We start from the raw sequence: 22965 nt of genomic DNA on the forward strand, positions 1-22965 counted from the left end.
CGCACGGGCGCCAGCGGCGCGGGCGACCTGGTGCTCTTCGAATACCGGGACGGTGTCTGGAAGTACCTGGGGCAGTTCCTCAACGGCACGCGCGCCGACAACAACGCGTACCTCTTCGGCATCGAGTACGACGACACCGGGCTCGACGCCAGCGACCTGCTGCACGCCACATGGACGGTGCGCGAGACCCCGAACGCGAGCACGAACCACGACATCTACTACGCCTACAGCAAGGACCAGGGCCGGACCTGGCGCGACAACAACGGTTACGTGGTGGCGACCACCGGTTCGAACCCGCTCGTCGCCGACGCCGCCGGGCTGCGGGTCGTGGGCATCGGGCAGAACCGGGGTCTGATGAACCAGGAGTCGCAGGTGGTCGACAGCGCCGGCAACGTCCACGTGCTCGCCTCCCACATGGCCCCTTCGGCCTCCAGCGACAGCAACTTCGACAGTGCACGGCGGAAGTCGGTGCTCGTCCACTACTGGCGCGACAAGCCCACCAAGGCCTGGAACCGGCAGGTGCTCTCGTACGCGGGCGTCATGACCCGCGCCGACATCGGCGTCGATGCCGGCGACAACCTGTACATCGCCGCCGGGAACTCCTCGACCAGGCGGCTGAGCGTCCACACCGCGTCGAAGGCCCCGGGCTGGACCGACTGGACCACCCGCTACACCTCCAATGCGGAGTACTACTCGGACCCGCTCCTCGACCACGCCCGGCTCCTCGACGGCACCGTCTCGATCTTCGCCCCCCGTTACGGCGGCAAGCAGATCGACGTCCTGAACTGGGCGACAGGACAAAGCCTGGCTGCCGCGTAGTCGCCGCAGCCCACTCCCTCTCACATCTGGAGCAAGAATGCGCACATCTGCAACCGGCGGCCCGTTCGAGGCCCGGTTCTCCCGCCGATCGCTGGCCGGCCTCGTCGCCGGGGCGGCCGCCGCGGCCGGCGGGCTGGTCGCCCCAAGTGCCGCTCAGGCGGCGTTCGAGGCGGACACCTGGTACTTCATCCAAAGCCGCCACTCCGGGCTGTTCCTCGACATCGAAGGAAAGTCCACTGCGAACGGCGGGGCGTTGGTGCAGTGGAACCGCACCAACGCGACCAATCAGCAGTTCCGCTTCGTCGACATCGGCGGCGGCTACTTCAAGATCCAGGCGCGCCACTCGAACCTGGTCCTGGACCTGCGCGACTCCAACCGGGCCGACGGCGCCTACGTCGTCCAATGGGCCGACGACGGCAGCACGGACCAGCAGTGGCAGATCCTCGACGACGGCACCTACCTGCGCTTCGTCAACCGCCTCTCGGGCAAGGCGCTCGACGTGTGGGCGAAGTCCACCACGGCCGGAGACCGCGTTTCCCAGTACACCTCGAACGGCGGCACCAACCAGCAATGGCGGGCCCTGCCGGTGGACGCGCCGCCCGGCGACGGGACGCCGACGATCTTCATCGCCTCCGACTCCACCGCGCAGACCTACAACTCCGGCTACTACCCGCAGATGGGCTGGGGCCAGAAGCTCGCGGGATACTTCGACGCGAACACCACGGTGGCGAACCACGCCATCGGCGGGCGCTCCTCGCGCTCGTTCATCAACGAGGGCCGCCTGACCACGATCCTCAACGCGATCCGGCCCGGCGACTACCTCTTCGTCCAGTTCGGACACAATGACGCCACGGTCTCGCGGCCCGAGCGCTACACCTCGCCCGCGGACTACAAGATGTACCTGCGGGACCACTACATGGCCGGTGCGACCGCGCGCGGCGCCACCCCGGTGCTGCTCACCCCGGTCTCGCGGCGCGACTACGACTCCAGCGGCAACTTCCGGGTCTCCTTCCCCGACTACGTGAACAAGGTCTACGAACTCGTCAACGAGACCGGCGTGGCGACGATCGACCTCTCGGCGCGCTCGCGCGCCTACCTCAACGGCATCGGTCCCGAAGCGGCCAAACGCGTCTTCCTCCACCTCGCCGCGGGCCAGTACCCGGCCTTCCCCAACGGCGTCGCCGACAACACCCACTTCCAGGAGTACGGCGCGAACCAGATGGCCCGCATCGTCTCCGAGGGCGCGAAGGCGCTCCCGCTCCCCATCGCCGGGCACGTGAAGTAGTCCTCCGACACCTGTTCATTTCCTCCTCGAGATTGGAGCGGTCATGCGGTCTTCCACCGTTCGTTGGCTGCGCAAGCCGGCCGCCGTCCTGGCGGCCGCGGCAGCGGTCCTCACCTTCCTGGTCCTCACCCCGGCGGGTGCTTCCGCCGCGCCCGACACCTCGGCCTGGTACGTGATCACGTCGCGGTCCTCAGGGCTCGTGTTCGAGATCGAGAACGCGTCCACCGCGACCGGCGCCCGCCTGGTCCAGAACGCCCGCACCGATGCGCCGAGCCAGCAGTTCCGGTTCGTCGACTCCGGCGGCGGCTACTACCGGATCCAGGCCCGGCACTCGGGCCAGGTGCTCGACGTGTGGGGGAAGAGCCTCGCCGACGGCGCGACGATCGCGCAGTACACCGACCAGAACTCGACCAACCAGCAGTGGCAGGTGCAGGAGAGCGGCGGCTACGCGACGTTCATCAGCCGCCTGTCCGGCAAGGCGCTCGACGTCTGGGAGCGCTCGACGACTCCGGGCACGCGCATCAGCCAGTACACCGCCAACGGCGGCACCAACCAGCAGTTCCAGCTCACCCCCGTCGATGACGAGGGCGGCCCGGGCGGCGGCCTCGACGGCTGCACCGGCTCGTCGCCGGTCACCTGCCGCTACAACGTGGCTCCGGGGACCTACGACGTCACGGTGGTCCTCGGCGGCGCGCAGGCCGGTTCCACTGTGGTCACCGCGGAGACGCGCCGCACCATGCTGGGCGCCACGGTCACCGCCGCCGGGCAGCAGGTGACCGAGAGCTTCACCGTCAACGTGCGCAACCCCGAAGGACAGCCGACCGGCTCCACCGGCAGCCAGGGCCTCGACCTGTACTTCGGCGGTTCCGCGCCGCGCGTGAGCAGCGTGACCGTCACGCCCGCACGCCAGCCGCAGCTGTTCCTCGCCGGGGACTCCACCGTCTGCGACCAGTCCACCCGCCCGTACACCGGGTGGGGCCAGCAGCTCCCGCAGTACTTCGACCAGGGCCTGTCGGTCGCGAACTACGCCGACTCGGGCGACAGCTCCGGCTCGTTCCTGTCCGACTCGCGGCTCTTCCCGACCATGCGCCCGCTCATCCGCCCCGGCGACGTCGTGCTCATCCAGTTCGGGCACAACGACAAGCAGACCAGCGCCGCGACCTTCCGCTCGAACCTCACCCGGCTCATCGACGGCGTCGAAGCCCAGGGCGGCGTCCCGGTCCTCGTCACACCGATCGTCCGCCGCTCGTTCAACAGCGACGGAACGCTCAACAACGGCACCGCCCTGCACGTCAACGGGGTCGGCGCCGACCTGCCCCGCGAGATGCGGACCCTCGCCCAGCAGCAGGGCGTGCGACTCGTCGACTTGACCGCGCTCACCAAGCAGATGGTCGAGCAGCTCGGCCCGGAGCGCTCCAAGGCCCTGTTCCTCACCAACGAGGCGAGCGACAACACCCACACCTCCGAGTACGGCGCCGACCAGTTCGCGCAGCTCGTCCGCAACGAGATGCGCCGCCAGGGCATCGTGCCCGCCGGCCTGTTCCGCTGACCCCCGAAGGGACCCCTTCATGAGACCTCCGCACCGCGGAACCGCCGGCGCGTCGGCGGCACTGATACTCGCCGGGGCGCTGGTGGGCGCCCTCGGGCCGGCCGCTCCGGCCGCGGCTCTCTACGGAGAGGCGGACATCCAGCCCATCGAAAGCAACCTCGCCGCGAAGCCGTGGGTGGAGGCGACCGCCGCCAGCGGCGCCGACACGGCCGGTCTCGCAATCGACCAGGACCCCGAGACCGCCTGGCTCGCAACATCATCCGGCACGGAGCAGTGGCTGCAACTCGATCTGGGAGGCGCCTACGACAACCTCCGCAAGGTACGCGTCGTCTTCCCCGATCCCGGCGCCGTCTACCAGTACATCGTCGAGGCCTCCCCGGACGGGGCGTCCTGGGAGGCCATCGCGGACCGGTCGGCCCATTCGACGCCGGGCGCGGGCGGCGTGGACCTGTTCACGCAGCCCGGCACCCGGTTCGTGCGCGTCGCCGTCACCGGAACCTCGCCCGGAGCGGCGGTCGGCGTCAGCGAGCTGATGGTCTTCAACTACCTCCGGGACGATGTCGTACTCGGTGCGGACTTGTCCTGGATGGACGATCCCAGCGGCCGCCGGTACTGGGTGCACCCGCAGGCCGAGGACCGCGGCGCGGGTCCGCTCCTGCTGGACGTCATGCGGGATCGGGGCCTGGAGTACACGCGGCTGCGGGTCTTCAACGAACCCCGGAACGAGTCCACCGGCGATCCGAACGCCGTGCCCTACCAAGGGCCTGAACGGACCCTGACCTCGGCGAAACGGGTCGAAGAGCGCGGCCTCGGGCTCGGCGTCGACTTCCACTACGCCGACTCATGGGCCGACCCGGGCAAGCAGCCCAAACCGCGGGCCTGGGCCGAGCTGGAGTTCCCAGAGCTCACCGCGGCGGTCTACGACTACACCCACGACTATGTGGAACAGCTTGTCGCGCAAGGGACCGTGCCCGACAAGGTGGCGGTCGGCAACGAGATCGCCAACGGGTTCATGTGGGGCAGCGAAGCGGTCGGGGCGCCGCCCACCGAGGCGGTGCACGCGGGCGCGAACCCGCCGTACTTCCGCGACCAGGCCGCGATCTACCAGTCGCAGCCCGGCGGCGGCATCCTGTGGCAGTACCGGCACTCCCAGGACCCGGCCGAACGCCGGCTGTACCTGGACTCCTGGGACCGGTTCACGACGCTCCTGGCCGCCGGCATCGCGGCCGTCCGCGACGCCTCACCGGAGTCTGAAGTGGAGCTGCACTCGGTGGTCGGGCGGATCAGCGGGATGGGCAAGGCGGGAGAGTACTGGGACCAGCTGACGACCCGCCTCAACGCCAAGGGCCAGGACTTCGACGTGCTCGCGCTCTCCTACTACCCCGAGCACCACGGCAGCCTCGCGCAGATGGAGGCGAACCTCCACACCCTCGCCACCACATACCCGCAGTACAAGCTGGAGATCGCCGAGACCTCGTACCCGGCGACCGGCGGCGGCACGCAGCCCAACTCGACCTTCCCCAGGACCGTCCAGGGCCAGGCCGACGCGATCCAGCACGTGTTCCAGATGGTCAACGACGTCGTGGACGACCAGGGCGCCGGGGCGCTCGTGTGGGAGCCGGCCGGTTGGCAGTCGATGTTCCGATCGGTGCCGGGCATGGCGAACACCTCCGAGCCCAACGCCTCCATCGACGTCTACAACCAGAGCCGCGCCGTGCACGTCCTCGAGGACACCGTCTTCGCCGCCGTTCCGATCGGCGGAACACCCGCGCTGCCGGACACCGTGAAGGTCCTGACCACTGCCGACGGTTCGACGGCGCCCGTCCCGGTCGAGTGGGAGCACGTGCCGACCGACGCGACCGACGCCGCGGGCGAGCTCACCGTCTCCGGCACCACCGAGTACGGCCAGGTCACAGCGGTCGTGGACGTGGTCGACGAGTACACCGCGCCCACCTGCGACGCGGTGGTGAGCGGTGCGCGATACGGGCCGCTGTCGATCGGCTCGGGCACCACCTGCCTGACCGACGGCGCCCGCGTGTTCGGCCCGGTGAACGTGGCCGAGGGCGCCGGACTCATCGCCGACGGCGCGCAGCTCGAGGGCCCCGTTTCGGCAACCGATGCGGGTGTGGTGATGCTGTGCGGCACCGACGTGTCCGGCCCGGTGACCCTGACCGGTGGCTGGTCGGTCACCATCGGCGCCCCTGCGCTGGACTGCGCTCCGAATACAGTGGACGGACCGGTGACCGTCACCGACTCGACCGGTTGGAACGTCATCGCCGGAAACGAGATCGGCGGCCCGCTCTCGTGCACCGGCAACGACCCGGCCCCGGCCGGATGGGACAACGATGTCCGGGGTCCGAAGACCGGTCAGTGCGCCGGGCTCTGATCGGAGACCCTGGCGGCCCGCCGACGGCGGGCCGCCAGGCGTGCACGAGGGCGTTCAGGCGGTGGACTCGCGCCGGACGATCGTGAACGGGGCGGTGTATTCACGGGGAGGGGCCAGCGGGTCGTCGATGCGGGAAAGGATGAGATCGACCGCCTTGGCGGCCTTCCACCGGTGGTCGGGACTGACGGTCGACAGCGAGGGAATGAAGAACGCGGACTCGGCGACATCGTCGAAACCGATGACGCGCATGTCGTCCGGGACATTGACACCGCGGTCTTTCAGACCTCGGATGACACCCATGGCGACCATGTCGTTGAACACCACCACACCGTCGACGCCGAGGCCGGAGTCGGCGATCCGATGCCCGGTGCTGCGGGCGCCCTCCCGCGAGAGGGTGTCGACGGCGAACCGCAACTTCGGGTCGGGCCGGATGCCGCGGTCCTCCAGTGCCGTCCGGTAGCCGTTGTAGCGCCGGGTGAACATGGTGAGCCGGTCGAGGTTCCCGCCGGTGACGACCGCGATGCGCCGGCAGCCCTGGTCGACCAGGTGCTCGGTGGCCGCCGCGGTGCCGGCCTCGTTGGGCACGGTGACATGGTCGAACCTGCCCGCCGGGTCCGGTTCTCCGAGCGCCACGATCGGAATCCCCTGGTCGGTCATCGGCAGCAGGGCCGATTGGGCATCGGCCGTGGCGAGCGAGAGGATGAGGCCGTCGAGCTGGAGCCGGCGGGACTGGGCGACGGCGGCGGCCTCGCCCACCGCGACGGCGCCGGTCTGCTCGATGGCGACGTGGTAGCCGTGGCGGCGCGCCTCCGCGATGACCAGCTCGGCGAACATCCCGAAGTAGGCGTTGCTGACCTGGGGGACTGCGAGCCCGATGACCCCGCTGCGACCGGACCTGAGACTTCGTGCCGCCGCGTTGATCTGATAGCCGGATTCGCGGATCGCCGCGAGCACACGCTCCCTGGCGTCGGGGCTGACCTTGACGCGGTCGTTGATGACGTTGGAGACCGTCATCGTCGACACGCCGGCGAGCTGGGCGACATCGTTCATGGTGATCTTGCCGCGCTTCACCATGCCTCCACAACTCGCTTGTTCGTCGGTCGCTCCCAGTGGTGCCCATGACCTCAGCGGCCACCGTGTGCGGCCGGGTGCCGCGCCATCGAGTCTATCGGGCCACCCGCATGCCAACTGCACCTGCGGCTTCCGATGCGAATCGAACAGGCGGCGCAGGGCTGAGCGAGGTCTGACCTGTCGCGTTCCCCCGCGGGTAGGATGTAGCTGTCCTTGAAGATAATTCCTGGGAAGCGATATCGTGCCTGATCTGAAGTCGTTCTTCCATGAGCTGGTCTACTACCAGGTCGAGCTGTGGGAGGCCTTGGACGCCCGGCTGCAGGAGGAGTGCGGACTGCCGCTCACCTGGTTCGAGATCATGGACCTGTTGGAGCGCCTTCCCGCCGCGCGGGTGCAGGACATCGCCGCGGCGTTCTCGATCTCGGTCGGCGGCACCAGCAAAGTCGTCGACAAGCTCGAAGCGGGCGGATACTGCCGCCGCAGGCCCAATCCCGTCGACCGCCGTTCCTCACTCATCGAGCTCACCGACGAGGGGCGTGCGGGCCTGGAGCGGGCCGCCGCGGTCTTCGACCGCGAGCTCGCCTCCCGGATCGGATCGGTCGTATCCGAGCGGGAGCTCGACCAGACGCTCGAAACGCTGACCGCGCTCAGGGAGGCCGGGCGCGCGCCGTCCGGTGACCGAGGCGCCGTCCGCGCCGTTCCGGGGCGGCAGTGCGACGCTTGAACGTGCGGCGGCCCCGCACGCCGGTCGGTGTGCGGGGCCGTTCGTCTGCTCTACTGCGAAGGCGGGGAGAAGACGCCGAAGTGGTTGCCGGCGGTGTCGCGCAGGCGGCCGAAGGTGATGCCGGACGCGTCGGTGACCGGTTCCATGGTCACCTCGGCGCCGAGCGATGTCGCCTTGGCGACCGCGGCGCCCACGTCCGGGACCAGGATGTAGAAGACCGCGTAGTCGGGGAAGCGGCCGCCCGACTCGAAGACGCCGCCCGAAGAGGGCTGCCCTGGCGCGGTGGTGATCTCGTGGTAGTTCACCCCGGGCAGGTCGGTGTTGAGCTTGAACTGCCAGCCGAACAGCTCCCCGTAGAACTCCTTGATCTTGTCAGGTTGGTCGGTGCCGAATTCGAACCAGCCGACCGAGCCCATGGCGGGACCGCCCATGACGCCTTCCTCTCTCTCGTGTTCGCCGAGCCGCGGATGCGGCCCGGCGGTGTGAGCTTAGCTTAAATGCATTCCAAGGAATATACTTCTGTGGAATACTTCTCATGGGGAGGCGCAGAGCTTCTCCGAAGCGGGCGCCCGAACGAGGAGAGCAGCGAGATGGCCGAGACCAGCGCAAACGAGCCGCCCATGCGGATCCAGGTCCGTGGCGCGCGAGTGCACAACCTGCGGGACATCGACGTCGACATCCCGCTGCGCAAGCTCGTCGCGATCGCCGGGGTCTCCGGCTCGGGCAAGTCCTCCCTCGCGCTCGGCGTGCTCTACGCCGAAGGCTTGCGCCGGTACCTCGAAGCGCTGTCGACATACACCCGCAGGAGGCTCGCGCAGGCACCGCGGGCCGACGTCGACGGCGTCCAGCACGTCCCGGCCGCGCTGGCGCTGCGGCAGCGCCCCGGTGTTCCTTCGGTGCGCAGCACCTTCGGCACCTCGACCGAGCTGCTCAACTACCTGCGGCTGATGTACTCGCGCCTCGGCGCGCACCTGTGCCCGAACGGCCACCGGCAGGAGCCGACGATCGACGTCGCGCTCAACATGGACCTGACGTGCCCCGAGTGCGGCGCGGCGTTCTATCCGCCTGGGGCCGAGACGTTCGCGTTCAACTCCGACGGCGCGTGCCCGCGCTGCGATGGCACCGGTGTGGTGCGCGAGGTCGACGAGGCGGCGCTCGTCCCCGATGCGTCGAAGACCATCGACGAAGGCGCGGTCGCGCCGTGGTCGATGTTCGGCCTGACGGTCATGCCGCAGGTGGCGGCCGAACTCGGGGTCCGCACCGACGTCCCGTACGTCGAACTGAGCGCCGCCGAGCGCGACACGGTCATGCACGGACCCGAGGTCAAGCGGCAGATCCGCGTGCCGTCGAAGAACGGCAAGCTCTTCGATCTCAACTTCACCTACCGCAACGCCCGCCGCGCCGTCGAGGAGGCGGTGCGCAACGCCGGCAGCGAGAAGGGCCTCAGTCGGGTGAACCGGTTCTTGAGCGTCCAGACCTGCCCCGACTGCGGCGGCACCCGGCTGAGCGAAGCCGCCAGATCCACCACTGTGGATGGAGTCGATCTCGCCGAGGCGACCGCGAAGACCCTCGGCGAGCTCACCGCCTGGGTGCCGAAAGTCGTCGACTCGCTGCCGCCCGACATGCATCGGATGGGCCGCGAGATCAGTGCGCAGCTGCTCGAGATCGCCGGGCGGCTCACCGGACTCGGCCTGTCCTACCTCAGCCTCGACCGGGCCAGCTCGACGCTCTCCACCGGTGAGCGGCAACGGGTCCAGCTCACGCGCGCGGTCCGCAACGAGACCACCGGGGTCCTGTACGTCCTCGACGAGCCGTCCATCGGGCTGCATCCCTCCAACGTGGACGGCCTGATCGTCGTCATGCGCGACCTCCTCGCCGACGGCAACTCCGTGGTCCTGGTGGACCACGACGTCCAGATCCTGCGCGAAGCCGACTGGTTCATCGAGATCGGCCCCGGTTCGGGCAGCCAGGGCGGCAAGGTCCTGGCGACCGGCGACGCGGCCCGGATGGCCGACTACCCCGACTCGCTGATCGGGCCGTTCATCGCCGGACGCGAAAGCGCAGAGGTCCGCTCTCGCGCCGACGGCGAATCCATGTTCGACGCCGGGCGCCTGCACTTGTCCACACGGCCGCTGCACACTGTGCGCGCGCTCGACCTGGACCTCCCTGCTGGGCGCCTCATCGCCGTCACCGGCGTCTCCGGCTCGGGCAAGACCACCCTCGTCCTGGAGAGCCTCATCCCGGGCCTCAAAGCACGGATCGCGAAGTCCCCACTGCCCGAGCACATCGCGGGCCTCGACGCCGGACCGATCAAGCGCGTCGATGCCGTCGACAGCACCCCGATCGGCGCCAACGTCCGATCCACTGTCGCCACCTACAGCGGCATCCTCGACGACCTGCGCCGCGCCTGGGCCGCCACCGCCGCAGCGAAGGCCGATGGCCTGAGCGCGGGCGACTTCTCATACAACACGGGGTCGCTGCGCTGCCCGCGCTGCGAAGGGACCGGGGAGGTCTCGCTCGACGTGCAGTTCCTGCCCGACGTCGACATCGTGTGCCCCGAATGCAAAGGCTCGCGCTACGCACCCGTCGCCGAGCGGTACGAACGCGACGGGACCACCCTGCCCGGGCTGCTCACCCGCACCGCTTCGCAGGCACTCGAGCTGGTCGGCGACCTGCGCCGGGTCAGGACCAAGCTCCAGACGCTGGTCGATCTCGGCCTGGGCTACCTCACCCTCGGCGAGGCCACGCCCGCGCTCTCCGGCGGCGAGGCGCAGCGCCTTAAGCTCGCCTCCGAACTCGGCCGCGACCAGAGCGAGACACTGTTCGTCTTCGACGAACCCTCGATCGGCCTGCACCCGCTCGACGTGCGCACCCTTCTCGGGGTCCTCCAGCGCCTGGTCGACAACGGCGCCACCGTCATCGTCATCGAACACGACCTCGACCTGATCGCCAACGCCGACTACATAGTCGACATGGGACCCGGCGGCGGCACCGAAGGCGGCACCATCGTCGCCACCGGCACCCCCGAGAACCTCCGCGCCGACCCCGGCAGCCTCACCGGCCGGTACCTCCACCGCCACCTCGAACACGGAAGATGAACCGGGACATGACATGACGGCTGTCTCAGTGCGGTCTGGCCTCCGATGCCCTCCCAGCGGAAGGGCATCGGAGGCCAGACCTTGGGATCATGAGCCGATGGACACGACGGTGCGGTCGAGGAGGGCTCCCGAGATGCGCGCGATAGTCCTGCACCGCATCCGAATCGAAGGCGATGCGTTCGCCGTCGTCCGGGGTGGTGGCTTCGAGTCCGGCCACGCTGCCGTCGTACACGGCGACAGGCTCGTCGACGAACTGGACGATAGAGCGACCGTCCTTGAAGGAGGTCGGTGACGCGGGGAGCGCCGGGTCCGCGGTAGCCGTATAGGCGAAGACGGTGAGGCTGGTGGCAGCCAGGGCCGTGGCGCCGAACGCTGCTATGACGCGCCGCCGACGACCGGCGGCCTGCCATGATCTCGTGAATGTCACGGGGGAGTTCCTTTCGGGAAGAGGTGGTGATCCGCCGAGCTGTTGCCGGTTCCGTGAACAGGCATGACCGCAACGGCGGCATCGGGGGAAGCAAAGGGGATCGTGAGACGGGGTAAGGGCGCGGCCGACCCAACCACGGCCGCGCCCGGTCCGCGGCCTATCGGTCGCGGACGTTTCGAGATCCGCGAATAAGCTCGCCGCGGTGATCGCAGCCTCGACCGATTCCGCGAACGTCGCGGAGTCGACGAGCCGGCCGTCGACCATCGCCGTCGGCGTGCCGCTCACGCCCTGCTCGCTCGACGCCGAGGTGGTGCCCTCCTCGATCCAGCCGCGATACGTCTCGTCAGCGACGCACGTCTCCCACTCGGCGTCGAGTCCCGCCTCATCCGTGCCGATGCGCACCAGCTCGTCGTCGTCGAGGCCCCGAGTGTTCTCAGCCGGTTGGGCGGCATACAGCGCGAGCGTGTAGTCGAGGAAATCCTGCTCGCCCGCGTCGGCGGCGCACACGGCCGCAGCGCCCGCACGGGTCGAGTACTCGGTCCCCTGACTCATGCGGTTGAGGATGGCGATGGGGTGGTAGTTGATCGTCACCGATCCCTCGTCGACCCAACGCTGCAGATCGGCGGCGTAGGCGTCCTCGAACTGCTTGCAGGCCGGGCACATGTAGTCGATGTACAGGTCGATCGTGACCGGGCCGTCGCCGATCTCGACGGCGTAGGTGTCGGTGGTGGCCGCGGCCGGTTCGTTGACGTCGTAGTCGACGTCGCGGTTCATCCAGATGCCGAAACCGAGCAGACCGCCGATGAGCAGGACGGACGCACCGATCGCGGTGCCGAAGACGATGCGCTTGCGGCGCGCTTGCGCTTCCTGCTGCTTGCGCAGTGCGGCGGCGGCTGGCTTTCGTGAAGAGGTTGCCATTGCCAGGTGTTCCTTTCGATGCGGCTGACCGCATTCGTGAAGTCGTTGTGGGGGCGGGCACAAGGGACCGCCGAGCCGCCGCGTCTCCGGCGCGAACCGGGCCGCAGGCAGCACTGAATCGTCGTCGCCGCCGGGCCGAGTCGGCGCGTAGGGCGCGACCAGGGTGGGAGACGAGCGAGGAGGTCACCGCTCATCCGCGGCGCGGACACGCCGACGGGGCGGGAGCCACCGTCGGGAAGCGGGTTAGCGGGAGAAGACTGCCGCCGGTGGGCCGCGTCGAGGCAGGGCCGCAGCGAGGAACGCCAGCTGCGGACGCACAACCTCAGGAGCGCCCGCAAAACGGCGCGGCGGCAGGACCGGACCCTCCGCCTTGAGCAGGCGCAGCCACAGGCCCGGTCCGAACGCGAGGATGAGCAGGTCGAGGAATACCGCCAGCGCGGCGTCGCCACGGGCCAGCCACAGGGCCGTGACGCACATCGCGAGCGCGTGCGCGAGGATCATCCCGGGGCTGGGCACTGCGTGATGCGCATGCTCAGGGGCGGCAGTGAACCAGAGGTGCATGCCCGTTTGCGCGAGCGCGGTCGCGGCCGTGAGCACGCCCATGCCGCGCTGCCTGCCGCCGAGGCAGTACGCCAGTGGCGTCAGGACTGCGACGGCGATCGCGAACGTCTCGAAGCAGATCAGCGACCCGCTGGCGATGAAGTGCAGTGCGGCCGTGACGGCCACGCAGGCCACCGCGAACACCAGGGCGCGAAGCCCTCGGATCAGCGGTTGGCCGATATGCACCGAGTGATTCTCGCATGGGGTTCGCAGCGGGCGGCGTTCCGGATCGGACACCGCCCTCGATCGAACAGTGCGGCACGGCCCGCCAACTGCGCGCTACGCGACCGTGTCCGACGGGATCTACCTGGGGCCGGTCAACGCCTCGCTCGGCGCCGCGGCCGTGATGACGCTCGAGGCGGCATCCCACGGCCACCAGGGCGGTCGATGGTCACCCTCGTCGCTTGGAGGTGTTGGTGGCGTGCGCGGCGCCCAGGTCGAGGGCGATGGCCAGGATCAGTGTGCCGGTCCAGGCGTTGACCGGGTCGAAGAGCAGTGGCTCGCGCGTGCCCACGAGGTTGGCGATGAACCAGATGATGAACCAGATGAGTGTCATGTCCGGTATTCCCTTCGGACTGCTCGGTCGGTGCGCGACCCTCCCCGCTCCGAGAACCGCTGCCGCGCGCTGACCGCCTTGTCAAAGACCTGGCCAGGTGTGCCGCGTGCGAGGGCAGGTCGGCCTTCGTTCTCAGTCTGTCAGGCGAATTTCTTCGCCGTCGCCACTCGAACGAAACGCTGTTTCAACCCCTTTCGGTGGCATTGGAGGAAGACTGGGACCGAGGTCTGGCCGAAGGGGGAGCGGCGATGTCACGAGGAGCGCGCCACGGACGCATCGTGGTGGGCGTCGACGGGTCACCGGCCTCGGTCCGGGCCCTGCGTTGGGCGTTGGACCAGGGCGAGTTGACCGGTGCGGCGATCCAGGCGGTCTGCGCGTGGGAGGGATCGAAGGGTTGGGGTCCGAAGGTCCCGGTGTACCCCGACGACGATCCGGCGGAGTGGGCCGCGGTGAAACTGTCCGAGGCCATCGGTGAGGCCACCACCGGGCGCGGTCCGGTGGAGGTGACGCACAAGATCGTCCACGGGCACGCGTCGGACGTCCTCATCGAAGCGGCCAAGGCAGCGGACTTGCTGGTCATGGGCAATCGTGGCCACGGCGGGTTGACGGGCGCGCTGCTCGGTTCGGTCACCCAGCATTGCGTCCAGCACGCCTCCTGCCCGGTGGTGGTGATCCGGGCCGAGGAGTAGCCGACCGCCCTTGAGGCAACGGGTGACCGGCCTGCTCGAACCCTTTGTCGCAGTCGCCGGGCGATGCGCACCGCCGCTCGGCGAAACCTTCATTTCCAGTCAGGGACGACGACGACCGGGCAGGGAGCGCGATGGACGACATGCCGGCTCACCGAACCGAGCAGTGCCCCCGCGAATGCGCCGTGGCCGCGGTTGCCCACGACGAGAAGGTCGGCGCCTTCGGCCTGGTTCACCAGCACCGTGGCGGGGTGCCCTGCGACGACTCGTTGCTCGATCGGCACCAGCGGCCGCTCGGCGGAGGCGTGGGAGACGATCGACTCCAGTGACGCCCTCGCGTTCGCGATCCACTGCTCCTCGGGGATCAGCAGTCCACCGGTCGCGTAGTCGATCGGCGCCACCCAGGCTTGGACCGCGATGACCTTCGCGCGGGTGACCTCGGCCTGCCGCAGTGCCCATTCCAGCGCCAGCCGTGACGATTTCGAGCCGTCCACGCCGACGACGATGACACCGCGTCCGTTCTCAAGATGGGACATCGGTTCTCCTCTCCTGGACTGAAGTCGGGCGCAGGTGCCGCTACTCGGCTCGCGCCGGGGAACGCGACCGGGAGCCGGCAAGACCGGCTGAGCACCATGCTTCGACGGCCGCCCCCGTTCCGATCCCAGCCGCGCCGTTCGGCGTCAGCTAGCCGGAGTCATTCCTCGCCGCGTACGACGACGACCGGGCAGGTGGCGTGGTGGACGCAGTGATCGCTGACCGAGCCGAGGAGTGAACGGACGAAACCGCCGTAGCCCCGATTCCCGACCACCAGCATGTCGGCGCCCTTTGCCCTCTCGAGCAGCACGGTGGCGGGATCGCCGCGATCGACATGGCTTCGCACTGCGACTTCCCGGTCGTCGGCTCCGACTCTCTCGATTGCGGTGGCCAGGGCCGTCTTCGCTTCAGCGGCGAGATCCTCACCGGGCAGCAGCGCCACCGGCGCTCCGAAACTGGTCGGAATCTGCCAGGCGTGGACCGCTTCCACCTCTGCCCCGGTCGCGTGCGCCTGGCTCAGGGCCCATCGCAGCGCCAGCATCGACGACGGGGAGCCGTCGACGCCCACCACGATCCGCCCGTGGCGGCGTTCCACGTCTGATGCTTCCACGAGAACCTCCCTGTTGCCCTAAGGGTGCCGCAGGTCGTTGAGCAGGACTTCCCAATGCGCGAATCCCGACCCGCGCAGGGGCCCGGCCGGCCAATCCTTCTCCCGGACCACCGACGGGGGTCAGAATCAAAGGTGCGGAGCTTTCGCGGCATGCGTGCTCCGCGGACGGCCGACGGAGGCGAGGGGAATGCTCCAGAACGTTGCAGTGGGCCGCGACAACCTGGACAAGTACCGGGCCGCCGCGGGAGACGCGGCGGTGGAGGAGCTGCGCAGGCTGGCGTCCACGCTGCAGGGGCTGCGGGTGCTGCATCTGAACGCGACCGCGTACGGGGGAGGCGTGGCCGAGATCCTGCGGTCAGAGGTGCCGCTGCTGCGCGACCTCGGCATCGTCGCCAGATGGAAGACCATCCCCGGCTCCAACGAGTTCTTCGCGGTGACCAAGGCGATCCACAATGCACTCCAAGGCGGCACGCGCGGCGTGACACCGGCCGAGTGGGACATCTACGAGCAGACCTCCGTCCTGGCGGCCGCCCACGTCGAGGAGTCCTACGACATCGTGGTCGTGCACGACCCGCAACCGCTGATGCTGCGGCACTTGGTGGGCCGCCGCGACGCGATCTGGATCTGGCGCTGCCACATCGACAGCTCGGCACCCGACCCGGCGGTGCTCGCCAGACTGGTGCCGTTGCTGAGTGAGTACGACGCGGCGGTCTACACCCTCGGTTCGTTCGCTCCGCCGGACGCCCCGCCCGCCCGTGTGGAGATCATCCCTCCCGCGATAGACCCGCTCAGCCCCAAGAACATGGACCTCGACGAAGGGGTCGCGACCGAGGTGCTGGACTGGATCGGGGTGGACGTCACCCGGCCGCTGCTGCTCCAGGTGTCCAGGTTCGACCACTGGAAGGACCCGCTCGGTGTGATCGCGGCCTATCGGATCGTCAAGCGGCGCATGCCCGAGGTACAGCTGGCGCTGGTCGGGTCGATGGCGCTCGACGACCCCGAGGGCTGGCAGGTGTACCACGAGATCAGCTCGGACGCGGGCGACGATCCCGACATCTACCTGTTCACCAACCTCACCGGGGTGGGCAACATCGAGGTCAACGCCTTCCAGCGCCATGCCGACGTGGCGATCCAGAAATCGCTGCGCGAAGGATTCGGGCTGGTGGTCTCCGAGGCGCTGTGGAAGGGCACGCCGGTCGTCGCGGGCCGGGCGGGCGGCATTCCGCTGCAGCTCGCCGACGGCGTCGGCGGCTACCTGGTCGACAGCGTCGAGGAGTGCGCCGAGCGCGTCCTGGAACTGCTGAGAGACCCCGCCGCGGGTCGCCGCCTCGCTCACGCCGGCCGCGAGCTGGTCAGGCGTCGGTTCCTGCTGCCCCGTCTCATCGGCGACGAGCTCCGGCTCTACGCCGACCTGCTCGAACAGCACCCCGCCCCGCCGCGGACGCTGACGGCGGCAGGGATCACCGGTGAGGACCGCGACCCGGTGTGCGGCATGCGGCTCCACCCCGACGCCGACCATCAGCTCAGCCACGCCGGGAAGCGGTACCGGTTCTGCTCGGCCTCCTGCGCCCGGGAATTCGCGCAGAACCCTGAGCTCTTTCTGCGCACGGCGAGCCGAGGGGCGCCATGAGGCGGCCTTGGGCGGTCGAACCGGGATCGGAGGAGGCGACGCCGGAGCTGCGCCAGGACCCTCTCACCCGCGAATGGGTCGTCATCGCCCCAGGACGCGCTCGCCGTCCGCGGCAGGTACCGGAGCCGACCACCGCGCCGACCCGGCCCGCGGTCACCGAACCGGAATGCCCGTTCTGCCCCGGCAACGAGGACCGCACTCCGGAGGAACTGTGGCGCCTGACCGGCGCCGACGGGACCTGGGACGTTCGAGTGGTGCCCAACCGCTACCCGGTCCTGTCCGCCGGGCCGGGCCCGGCCCGGCGCCGCATGGACGGACCGTTCATCTCGGCCGACGCCTTCGGCGCTCACGAGGTCGTCATCGAGACGCCGCGCCATGACCTGGACCTGCCCGACCTCGACGAGGCCGCCGCAACCAACGTGTTCGCGGCGTACCGCGCCCGGTCGCGCGCGCTCCGCGCCATCCGGCCCGGACTGGTCCTGCCGTTTCGCAACCACGGGCAGACCTCGGGGACCTCGCTGCGACACCCGCACTCGCAGATCATCGCCGTCCCGGTCGTGCCGCCGAAATACCGGCAGCGGTTCGACATCGCCCGCGCCTACTACGACGATCGCGGCAGCCGCCTCCATACCGACGTCACCGCCGCCGAGATCAGCGACGGTACGCGCGTCATCGCCGCCTCCGATCACGTGGTCGCGTTCGCCCCCTTCGCGTCCACCGCTCCATACGAAATGCGGGTGGTGCCGCGTGAGGCCGAGGCGTCGTTCGCGGACGTCGCAGACGAGACGCTCGCCGAGACCGCCCGGATGCTCCGACGCCTGCTGGCGGCGGTTCGCGGGCTGCTCGGCGACGTCCCGTACAACTACCTGATCCTGAGCGCCCCCAGCGGAGAGGAGTGCACCGCGTACTTCTCGTGGCACATCGAAGTGCTGCCGCGTCTCACCGTGGCCGCCGGATTCGAACTGGGCACCGGGATGGCGGTCAACCCCGTGCCGCCCGAACAAGCCGCTGCTCGCCTCAGGCGGGCTATGGCTCGGCCGGCGGATTCGGGCCGCTGACGGTGCCGAGCCCCTCGTCCTTCGCAGGCCGCCGCTCAGTGGTGGGTGCTCAGCATCGCCTTGTGCAGCCGATGGGCGAACACCTCGAAGTCGAGCATCGCCTCGACGTGCATTCGCGCCGCGGAGACCGACGAGTCCGCCTCGGCTCGCAGCTCCCCGACGCGGCGGAGCCGGTCGTCGAGCTGCGCGTGCAACTCCTCCGAGAGGAACGAGTAGAGGTCGTCGGCCGATCCGGACTCAACGGCGTTCTCCGCCAATGGGATCGCCGGACCGATGTCCAGCCCCGCGGGTTTGAGGCCCGTATACGGCGCGCCCTCACCCGCCCGGTGAAGGCGTACCACCGTTTCGAGGAAGTACCGATCGGCGACTTCGCGTGCTTCAGGACCCGCCCCGCGAGCACGCGCGGTCTTGAGAAAGGCCGCCCGGACCTCCGGTTCGGCGGACTCGGGGACGAACGGGAGGACCAAGTCGACATTCGATGCTTCGAGAGCGCGCCGAGCAGCGGTCGCGACCGGGCCGTCCAGCGAATCGCAGTGCGGTGGCATATCTCGCCTCCTCATGACGACTACTCGTTCAGCATAGGTTCGCGTCGGGCGGAGGCACCGCCGTAACCGAGTTCTGAGCGCCGGCGACCGCACCGACCGTCGGCAGGCACGTGACCGGGTTAGCGCGTTCGGGCCTGGAGCGGGAGCACCCGGGTGGGACCATGGAGTCGAGGGGAGGCGACTGGCTCATGAAATCCTCGAAGGCCCAGCCTGCTCCCGGCTTTTCGCGGGCCGGCCGCGACGTCCTCCTGTTCACCGCGGCAACCGTGCTGCTGCTGGTGGGCGTGGCGTTCGCGCTCGCCGGCAACGAGGTGTTCGCGGCAGGGGTGTGGATCGCCGTGACCGTCCTCGGTCTGGCCTACTCCACGGTCACCATCGCGGTATCGCTGCGCCACCGCCGGCCATCGGTGGACGTGATCGCCTGGTTGGCCCTCGTCGGTGCGCTGCTGGTCAAGGAGCCGCTCGCCGGGGCGATCATCGCGGTCATGCTGTTCACGGGCGGCGTCCTCGAAGCGCGGGCCTCAGCGCGCGCGAAACGGGAGCTCAGCGCGCTCGCGGCCCGGGCACCGCGGATCGCTCGCCGCGAGGACCCTGACGGCGTTCACGAAATCCCGGTCGCAGAAGTCGCGATCGGTGACCGCCTCCTGGTGGGCGCGGGCGAGATCGTCCCCGTTGACGGCCGCCTCCTCGAGTCCACCTCGTTCGACGAGTCCGCGCTGTCCGGTGAGCCGATGCCCGTCGAGCGTCCCGCCGGCGACGACGTCCGCAGCGGAGTCGTCAACGCCGGGCGACCCGCACGGATGACGGCGACCGAGACCGCCGCCCGATCCGCGTACACGGGCGTACTGCGACTGGTCGAGCAGGCCCAGGCGTCCACCGCGCCCTTCGTGCGGCTCGCCGACCGTTTCGCCCTGGCATTCGTGCCGCTGACCCTCGCGGTGTCCGGCCTCGCGTGGGCACTCTCCGGCGACCCGGTCCGCGCCGTCGCCGTGCTGGTGGTCGCGACCCCCTGCCCCCTGCTGCTGGCCGCTCCCATCGCGATCATGTCCGGCCTGTCGCGCGCCTCGCGGCACGGCGTCATCATCAAGGGCGGGGCCGCCCTCGAACAACTCGCCGCCGGACGGGTGCTCCTGTTCGACAAGACGGGCACCCTCACCCGCGGGCGCCCCACCATCAGCGAGATCATCACCGCGGGCGACGCGGACGCCGACGAGCTCCTCCGCCTGTCCGCCTCCCTGGACCAGACGTCGGCGCACGTCCTGGCGGCCGCCATCGTCACCGCCGCCCGCGACCGCGGCCTCACCCTCGCACCCGCGTCCGGGGTCGAGGAGCAGCCCGGCTACGGCCTGCTGGGCACCGTGGACGGACACGAGGTACGGCTCGGCAAGGCGGCCTGGATCCTCGAAAGCCCACCCCCCGCCTGGGCCCGCCGCGCCCGGCGCCGAGCCGCCATCGACGGGTCGCTGACGGTCTTCGCCGCCGTCGACGGACGGCAGGCGGGCGTCTTCCTCCTCACCGACCCGCTGCGCCCCGACGCGCCGCGCATGTTGCGTGCGCTGCGGAACGCGGGCATCCAGCGGACCGTCCTCATCACCGGCGACCGCGCCGACATCGCCGAGTCGGTCGGGCGGATCGTGGGGACCGACGCCGTCTACGCCGACCGCGACCCCGCCGAGAAACTCGCCATAGTCCGGGACGAGCAGGCCGCCGCGGCGACGATCATGGTCGGCGACGGCATCAACGACGCGCCTGCACTGGCCGCCGCCGGCGTCGGAGTGGCGCTCGCCGCGCGCGGCGCGACCGCCTCAGCCGAAGCCGCCGACGTCGTGCTCACCACCGACCGTATCGACGGCCTCGCCGACGCGATCTTCATCGCCCACCGCAGCCGCCGCATCGCCCGCCGCGCCGCCGGAACCGGCATGGCCCTCTCCGCCGTCGCGATGGCACTCGCCGCAGTCGGGCTCCTGACGCCCACGGTCGGCGCGATCCTCCAGGAGGGCATCGACGTCGCCGCCATCGCCATGGCACTGACGGTCCTCCTGCCCGGCCGGATCCACACCGTCGTCCTCGCAGACGCGGACCTCGCCGCCGCCCAGCGGCTGTACGCCCAGCACACCACGCTCGCTCCGCTGATCGAGCAGGTCCGCTCCGTCGCCGATGCCCTGTCGGACTCCGCGCCCGACATGGAGCGGCTGCGGGACCTGCTCGATCGGCTCGAACTCGAACTGCTGCCGCACGAACGAGCCGAGGAGGAGCAGCTCCTGCCCATCATCGCCCGTGCCCTCGGCGGACCCGACCCGACAGGCGCCTTCAGCCGCACCCACGCCGAGATCGAACACCGGGTGCGCCGCCTCAGGCGCTGCTTCGATGACATCGGGGACGTGCCCGAACCCGACGAACTCACCGAACTGCGCGCCGGCCTCTACGGCCTGCACGCGATCATGCGACTCCACAACGCCCAGGAAGAGGAGAACGCCTTCAGCCTCCTCTGATACGAGTCGGCACTCCATCGGTGACGGACGACGCCGGGCCCCGCCCGCCGCTCACACCCTGTCGTGGACGACGACCACCGGGCAGGTCGCGTGGTGGACGCAGTGATTGCTCACCGAACCGAGCAGCGCACCCGCGAACCCGCCGTGGCCCCGGCTGCCCACGACGAGGAGATCGGCGCCTTGCGCCTGTTCAAGGAGGACCGCGGCCGGGTGTCCTTCGAGAAACCGCTGCTCGACCGGCACCTGCGGCCACTCCGCAGAAGCGGGCGCCACGATCGACTCCAGCTGGATCCGCGCCTCCTCTGCCCAGTCCACGCCCTGCGCCACCCAGGCGCCGGTCCCGTAACCGGTCGGCGCCCGCCAGGCCAGCACCGCCGCGATCTTCATGCCGGTGGCGTCGGCCTGCCGCAACGCCCAGTCGAACGCCCGCCGCGATGAGGGCGAACCGTCCACCCCGACGACGATTACCCCTTGGCCTCGAGCGCGATCGGACATGGCTCCTCCTTTTTTCGCACCCTAACCCGGGCTGCGGTCCTCCGCGGCGGTAGCGGCGAGGTACCCGTCCGGGTCCGCGTGCGGATTCGGGAGTTCTCGAGGCCACGCGCCTCCGGGCAGGAGACCCTGGACGGACAGGTACGCAACCGATGGGGGAGCGATGGGCAGGCTTGAGGGAAGGGTCGCGCTGGTGACCGGTGCCGCGAGCGGCATCGGGCGGGCGACGGCCATGCGCCTGGCCGCCGAAGGCGCGGCGGTGGTCGTGACGGACGTCCAAGAAGAGCCCGGCCGAGCGGTCGCCGAGCAGATCCGCGGCCAAGGGGCGCGGGCCGTCTACCTGCGCCATGATGTCGCCGACGAGGCCTCCTGGCAGACCGTGGTCGGCGAGGCCTCCGCTGAGTTCGGCCGTCTCGACGTGCTGGTCAACAACGCCGGCATCGGCGACCTCGCCACGATCGAGGACACGTCCCGGGACGACTGGGAGCGGACGATCGCGGTCGATCAGACCGGTGTGTTCCTCGGTATGAAGACCGCGGCGGCGGCGTTGAAGGCCTCCGGTCACGGCTCGATCATCAACATCAGCTCGATTTTCGGCGCTTCGGGAGGGTTCGGCACTTCACCGGCCTATCACGCCGCCAAGGGCGCCGTCCGGATCCTCACCAAGAACGCCGCGCTGCACTGGGCGACGGAAGGCGTGCGCGTCAACTCGGTGCACCCCGGCTTCATCGACACCCCGATGCTGGAGGCCGCCAAAGGGACCGAGTTCGAATCGGGGATGATCGCGCTCACCCCGATGGGCCGCTTGGGGAGACCCGAGGAGGTCGCGGCGTGCGTCGCGTTCCTCGCCGGCGACGACGCCTCCTTCATCACCGGTTCCGAACTGTACGTCGACGGCGGCTACCTGGCCCGGTTACCGCCGCGGAGCGGCGGTACGGGAACCGGGATCGAGGGAGCGGGCAGGCCGACACCCGCTCGGTGCAGGGGGACTTGCCGGGGCTCAATTCTCGTCGCGCACGACGACGACGGGGCAGGCCGCGTGGTGAATGCAGTGCTGGCTGACCGACCCGAGCAGTGATCTGGCGAACCCGCCGTAGCCGCGGTTGCCGACCACCAGGAGGTCCGCGTTCTCGGCTTGGCCGAGAAGGACGCTCGCAGGATCGCCCAGCACGACTCGGTGTCGGACCGTGACACCGGAGTCGCCGGGGGCGGCATCCCCGATGGCGGTGGCCAGCGCGGTCCCCGCTTCAGCGGCGATGTCCTCCCCGGGCAAGAGCGCCACCGGCGTTCCGAAACTGAGCGGATACTGCCAGGCGTGGACCGCCTCGACTTCCGCACCAGTCGCCTTGGCCTGCTTGAGCGCCCACCGCAGCGCCGCCTTCGACGACGGAGAGCCGTCGAAGCCCACCACGATGCGTTCCGGAGGCCCTCCCGCGTCAGGCGTATCCACTGGAACCTCCCCCGATCGTCCTCATCGTGCCATCT

Annotated in this window: 21 protein-coding genes; 11 read left to right on the forward strand and 10 right to left on the reverse strand. The window is 70.0% G+C overall.

Features of this window, described 5'->3' with window-relative positions:
• The 4 genes from ACFO8M_RS25050 to ACFO8M_RS25065 form a co-directional block, all read left to right on the forward strand.
• Positions 1–819, forward strand: an 819-nt coding sequence (locus tag ACFO8M_RS25050) for a BNR-4 repeat-containing protein (protein ID WP_387980579.1), incomplete at its 5' end; no start/stop codon positions are given.
• 37 nt (positions 820–856) lie between these two features.
• A complete protein-coding gene (locus tag ACFO8M_RS25055) occupies positions 857–2104 on the forward strand; it encodes an RICIN domain-containing protein (RefSeq protein WP_387980581.1) in 1248 nt (415 codons plus the stop codon).
• A 43-nt stretch (positions 2105–2147) separates the two neighbouring features.
• Positions 2148–3653 (forward strand): RICIN domain-containing protein, encoded by a 1506-nt coding sequence (locus ACFO8M_RS25060; RefSeq protein ID WP_387980583.1) that lies wholly within the window; start codon positions 2148–2150, stop codon positions 3651–3653.
• Positions 3654–3672: 19 nt separating this feature from the next.
• Positions 3673–6039: a glycosyl hydrolase 53 family protein gene (locus ACFO8M_RS25065; RefSeq protein WP_387980585.1), complete on the forward strand. Its 2367-nt coding sequence runs from the start codon at positions 3673–3675 to the stop codon at positions 6037–6039.
• Positions 6040–6093: 54 nt separating this feature from the next.
• Here the strand turns inward: ACFO8M_RS25065 and ACFO8M_RS25070 are convergent, their stop codons facing one another.
• A complete protein-coding gene (locus ACFO8M_RS25070) occupies positions 6094–7110 on the reverse strand; it encodes a LacI family DNA-binding transcriptional regulator (protein ID WP_387980587.1) in 1017 nt (338 codons plus the stop codon).
• A gap of 241 nt (positions 7111–7351) precedes the next feature.
• On the opposite strand from ACFO8M_RS25070, the gene ACFO8M_RS25075 reads away from it, so the two are divergent.
• On the forward strand, positions 7352–7834 hold the full coding sequence (locus ACFO8M_RS25075; RefSeq protein ID WP_387980588.1) for a MarR family winged helix-turn-helix transcriptional regulator: 483 nt from the start codon (positions 7352–7354) through the stop codon (positions 7832–7834).
• A gap of 50 nt (positions 7835–7884) precedes the next feature.
• Here the strand turns inward: ACFO8M_RS25075 and ACFO8M_RS25080 are convergent, their stop codons facing one another.
• Complete coding sequence (locus ACFO8M_RS25080) at positions 7885–8265, reverse strand: VOC family protein (protein ID WP_387980590.1); 381 nt, start codon at positions 8263–8265, stop codon at positions 7885–7887.
• A gap of 159 nt (positions 8266–8424) precedes the next feature.
• On the opposite strand from ACFO8M_RS25080, the gene ACFO8M_RS25085 reads away from it, so the two are divergent.
• The gene (locus ACFO8M_RS25085; RefSeq protein ID WP_387980592.1) at positions 8425–10932 is read left to right on the forward strand and encodes an excinuclease ABC subunit UvrA; all 2508 of its coding nucleotides are present in this window, start codon (positions 8425–8427) and stop codon (positions 10930–10932) included.
• 25 nt (positions 10933–10957) lie between these two features.
• On the opposite strand, the gene ACFO8M_RS25090 is transcribed toward ACFO8M_RS25085, so the two are convergent.
• The 3 genes from ACFO8M_RS25090 to ACFO8M_RS25100 form a co-directional block, all read right to left on the reverse strand.
• Positions 10958–12277: a DsbA family protein gene (locus tag ACFO8M_RS25090; RefSeq protein WP_387980594.1), complete on the reverse strand. Its 1320-nt coding sequence runs from the start codon at positions 12275–12277 to the stop codon at positions 10958–10960.
• A gap of 243 nt (positions 12278–12520) precedes the next feature.
• Positions 12521–13063, reverse strand: coding sequence for a hypothetical protein (locus ACFO8M_RS25095; RefSeq protein ID WP_387980596.1), 543 nt, complete (start codon positions 13061–13063; stop codon positions 12521–12523).
• A gap of 205 nt (positions 13064–13268) precedes the next feature.
• Positions 13269–13433, reverse strand: a complete 165-nt coding sequence (locus ACFO8M_RS25100; protein ID WP_387980598.1) for a hypothetical protein — start codon at positions 13431–13433, stop codon at positions 13269–13271.
• Between the two features lie 248 nt (positions 13434–13681).
• On the opposite strand from ACFO8M_RS25100, the gene ACFO8M_RS25105 reads away from it, so the two are divergent.
• Positions 13682–14122, forward strand: a complete 441-nt coding sequence (locus ACFO8M_RS25105; RefSeq protein WP_387980600.1) for a universal stress protein — start codon at positions 13682–13684, stop codon at positions 14120–14122.
• An 89-nt stretch (positions 14123–14211) separates the two neighbouring features.
• Here the strand turns inward: ACFO8M_RS25105 and ACFO8M_RS25110 are convergent, their stop codons facing one another.
• Both ACFO8M_RS25110 and ACFO8M_RS25115 read right to left on the reverse strand, forming a co-directional pair.
• Complete coding sequence (locus ACFO8M_RS25110; RefSeq protein WP_387980602.1) at positions 14212–14655, reverse strand: universal stress protein; 444 nt, start codon at positions 14653–14655, stop codon at positions 14212–14214.
• Positions 14656–14813: 158 nt separating this feature from the next.
• Positions 14814–15248 carry a universal stress protein gene (locus ACFO8M_RS25115; protein WP_387980604.1) on the reverse strand — a complete coding sequence of 145 codons (435 nt, stop codon included), beginning with the start codon at positions 15246–15248 and terminating at the stop codon, positions 14814–14816.
• Between the two features lie 202 nt (positions 15249–15450).
• Between ACFO8M_RS25115 and ACFO8M_RS25120 the strand changes: the two genes are divergently transcribed.
• Positions 15451–16893 (forward strand): glycosyltransferase, encoded by a 1443-nt coding sequence (locus tag ACFO8M_RS25120; RefSeq protein WP_387980605.1) that lies wholly within the window; start codon positions 15451–15453, stop codon positions 16891–16893.
• The gene (galT, locus tag ACFO8M_RS25125) at positions 16890–17951 is read left to right on the forward strand and encodes a galactose-1-phosphate uridylyltransferase (RefSeq protein WP_387980607.1); all 1062 of its coding nucleotides are present in this window, start codon (positions 16890–16892) and stop codon (positions 17949–17951) included. The genes ACFO8M_RS25120 and galT overlap by 4 nt, the downstream gene beginning before the upstream one ends.
• 35 nt (positions 17952–17986) lie before the next feature.
• Here galT and ACFO8M_RS25130 read toward each other — a convergent pair whose 3' ends face one another.
• Positions 17987–18511, reverse strand: a complete 525-nt coding sequence (locus ACFO8M_RS25130) for a DUF6448 family protein (RefSeq protein ID WP_387980608.1) — start codon at positions 18509–18511, stop codon at positions 17987–17989.
• 173 nt (positions 18512–18684) lie between these two features.
• Between ACFO8M_RS25130 and ACFO8M_RS25135 the strand changes: the two genes are divergently transcribed.
• Positions 18685–20988, forward strand: coding sequence for a heavy metal translocating P-type ATPase (locus tag ACFO8M_RS25135; protein ID WP_387980610.1), 2304 nt, complete (start codon positions 18685–18687; stop codon positions 20986–20988).
• A 51-nt stretch (positions 20989–21039) separates the two neighbouring features.
• Here the strand turns inward: ACFO8M_RS25135 and ACFO8M_RS25140 are convergent, their stop codons facing one another.
• Positions 21040–21483: a universal stress protein gene (locus ACFO8M_RS25140; protein ID WP_387980612.1), complete on the reverse strand. Its 444-nt coding sequence runs from the start codon at positions 21481–21483 to the stop codon at positions 21040–21042.
• 160 nt (positions 21484–21643) lie between these two features.
• Between ACFO8M_RS25140 and ACFO8M_RS25145 the strand changes: the two genes are divergently transcribed.
• Complete coding sequence (locus ACFO8M_RS25145; RefSeq protein ID WP_387980614.1) at positions 21644–22558, forward strand: SDR family NAD(P)-dependent oxidoreductase; 915 nt, start codon at positions 21644–21646, stop codon at positions 22556–22558.
• Here ACFO8M_RS25145 and ACFO8M_RS25150 read toward each other — a convergent pair.
• On the reverse strand, positions 22481–22930 hold the full coding sequence (locus ACFO8M_RS25150; protein ID WP_387980616.1) for a universal stress protein: 450 nt from the start codon (positions 22928–22930) through the stop codon (positions 22481–22483). The two genes, ACFO8M_RS25145 and ACFO8M_RS25150, sit on opposite strands and share 78 nt — an antisense overlap.
• Positions 22931–22965 lie beyond the last annotated feature (35 nt).

The sequence above is a fragment of the Glycomyces rhizosphaerae genome, from assembly GCF_042647865.1.
GTDB lineage: Bacteria > Actinomycetota > Actinomycetes > Mycobacteriales > Micromonosporaceae > Glycomyces > Glycomyces rhizosphaerae.

What these genes read in the sequence shown, in the direction of transcription:
- ACFO8M_RS25055 (WP_387980581.1), top strand. Translation starts at nt 857, where the DNA reads ATGCGCACATCTGCAACCGGCGGCCCGTTCGAGGCCCGGTTCTCCCGC.
- ACFO8M_RS25060 (WP_387980583.1), top strand. Translation starts at nt 2,148, where the DNA reads ATGCGGTCTTCCACCGTTCGTTGGCTGCGCAAGCCGGCCGCCGTCCTG.
- ACFO8M_RS25065 (WP_387980585.1), top strand. Translation starts at nt 3,673, where the DNA reads ATGAGACCTCCGCACCGCGGAACCGCCGGCGCGTCGGCGGCACTGATA.
- ACFO8M_RS25080 (WP_387980590.1), bottom strand. Translation starts at nt 8,265, where the DNA reads ATGGGCGGTCCCGCCATGGGCTCGGTCGGCTGGTTCGAATTCGGCACC.
- ACFO8M_RS25085 (WP_387980592.1), top strand. Translation starts at nt 8,425, where the DNA reads ATGGCCGAGACCAGCGCAAACGAGCCGCCCATGCGGATCCAGGTCCGT.
- ACFO8M_RS25090 (WP_387980594.1), bottom strand. Translation starts at nt 12,277, where the DNA reads ATGGCAACCTCTTCACGAAAGCCAGCCGCCGCCGCACTGCGCAAGCAG.
- ACFO8M_RS25100 (WP_387980598.1), bottom strand. Translation starts at nt 13,433, where the DNA reads ATGACACTCATCTGGTTCATCATCTGGTTCATCGCCAACCTCGTGGGC.
- ACFO8M_RS25105 (WP_387980600.1), top strand. Translation starts at nt 13,682, where the DNA reads ATGTCACGAGGAGCGCGCCACGGACGCATCGTGGTGGGCGTCGACGGG.
- ACFO8M_RS25110 (WP_387980602.1), bottom strand. Translation starts at nt 14,655, where the DNA reads ATGTCCCATCTTGAGAACGGACGCGGTGTCATCGTCGTCGGCGTGGAC.
- ACFO8M_RS25120 (WP_387980605.1), top strand. Translation starts at nt 15,451, where the DNA reads ATGCTCCAGAACGTTGCAGTGGGCCGCGACAACCTGGACAAGTACCGG.
- galT (WP_387980607.1), top strand. Translation starts at nt 16,890, where the DNA reads ATGAGGCGGCCTTGGGCGGTCGAACCGGGATCGGAGGAGGCGACGCCG.
- ACFO8M_RS25130 (WP_387980608.1), bottom strand. Translation starts at nt 18,511, where the DNA reads ATGAGGAGGCGAGATATGCCACCGCACTGCGATTCGCTGGACGGCCCG.
- ACFO8M_RS25135 (WP_387980610.1), top strand. Translation starts at nt 18,685, where the DNA reads ATGAAATCCTCGAAGGCCCAGCCTGCTCCCGGCTTTTCGCGGGCCGGC.
- ACFO8M_RS25140 (WP_387980612.1), bottom strand. Translation starts at nt 21,483, where the DNA reads ATGTCCGATCGCGCTCGAGGCCAAGGGGTAATCGTCGTCGGGGTGGAC.
- ACFO8M_RS25145 (WP_387980614.1), top strand. Translation starts at nt 21,644, where the DNA reads ATGGGCAGGCTTGAGGGAAGGGTCGCGCTGGTGACCGGTGCCGCGAGC.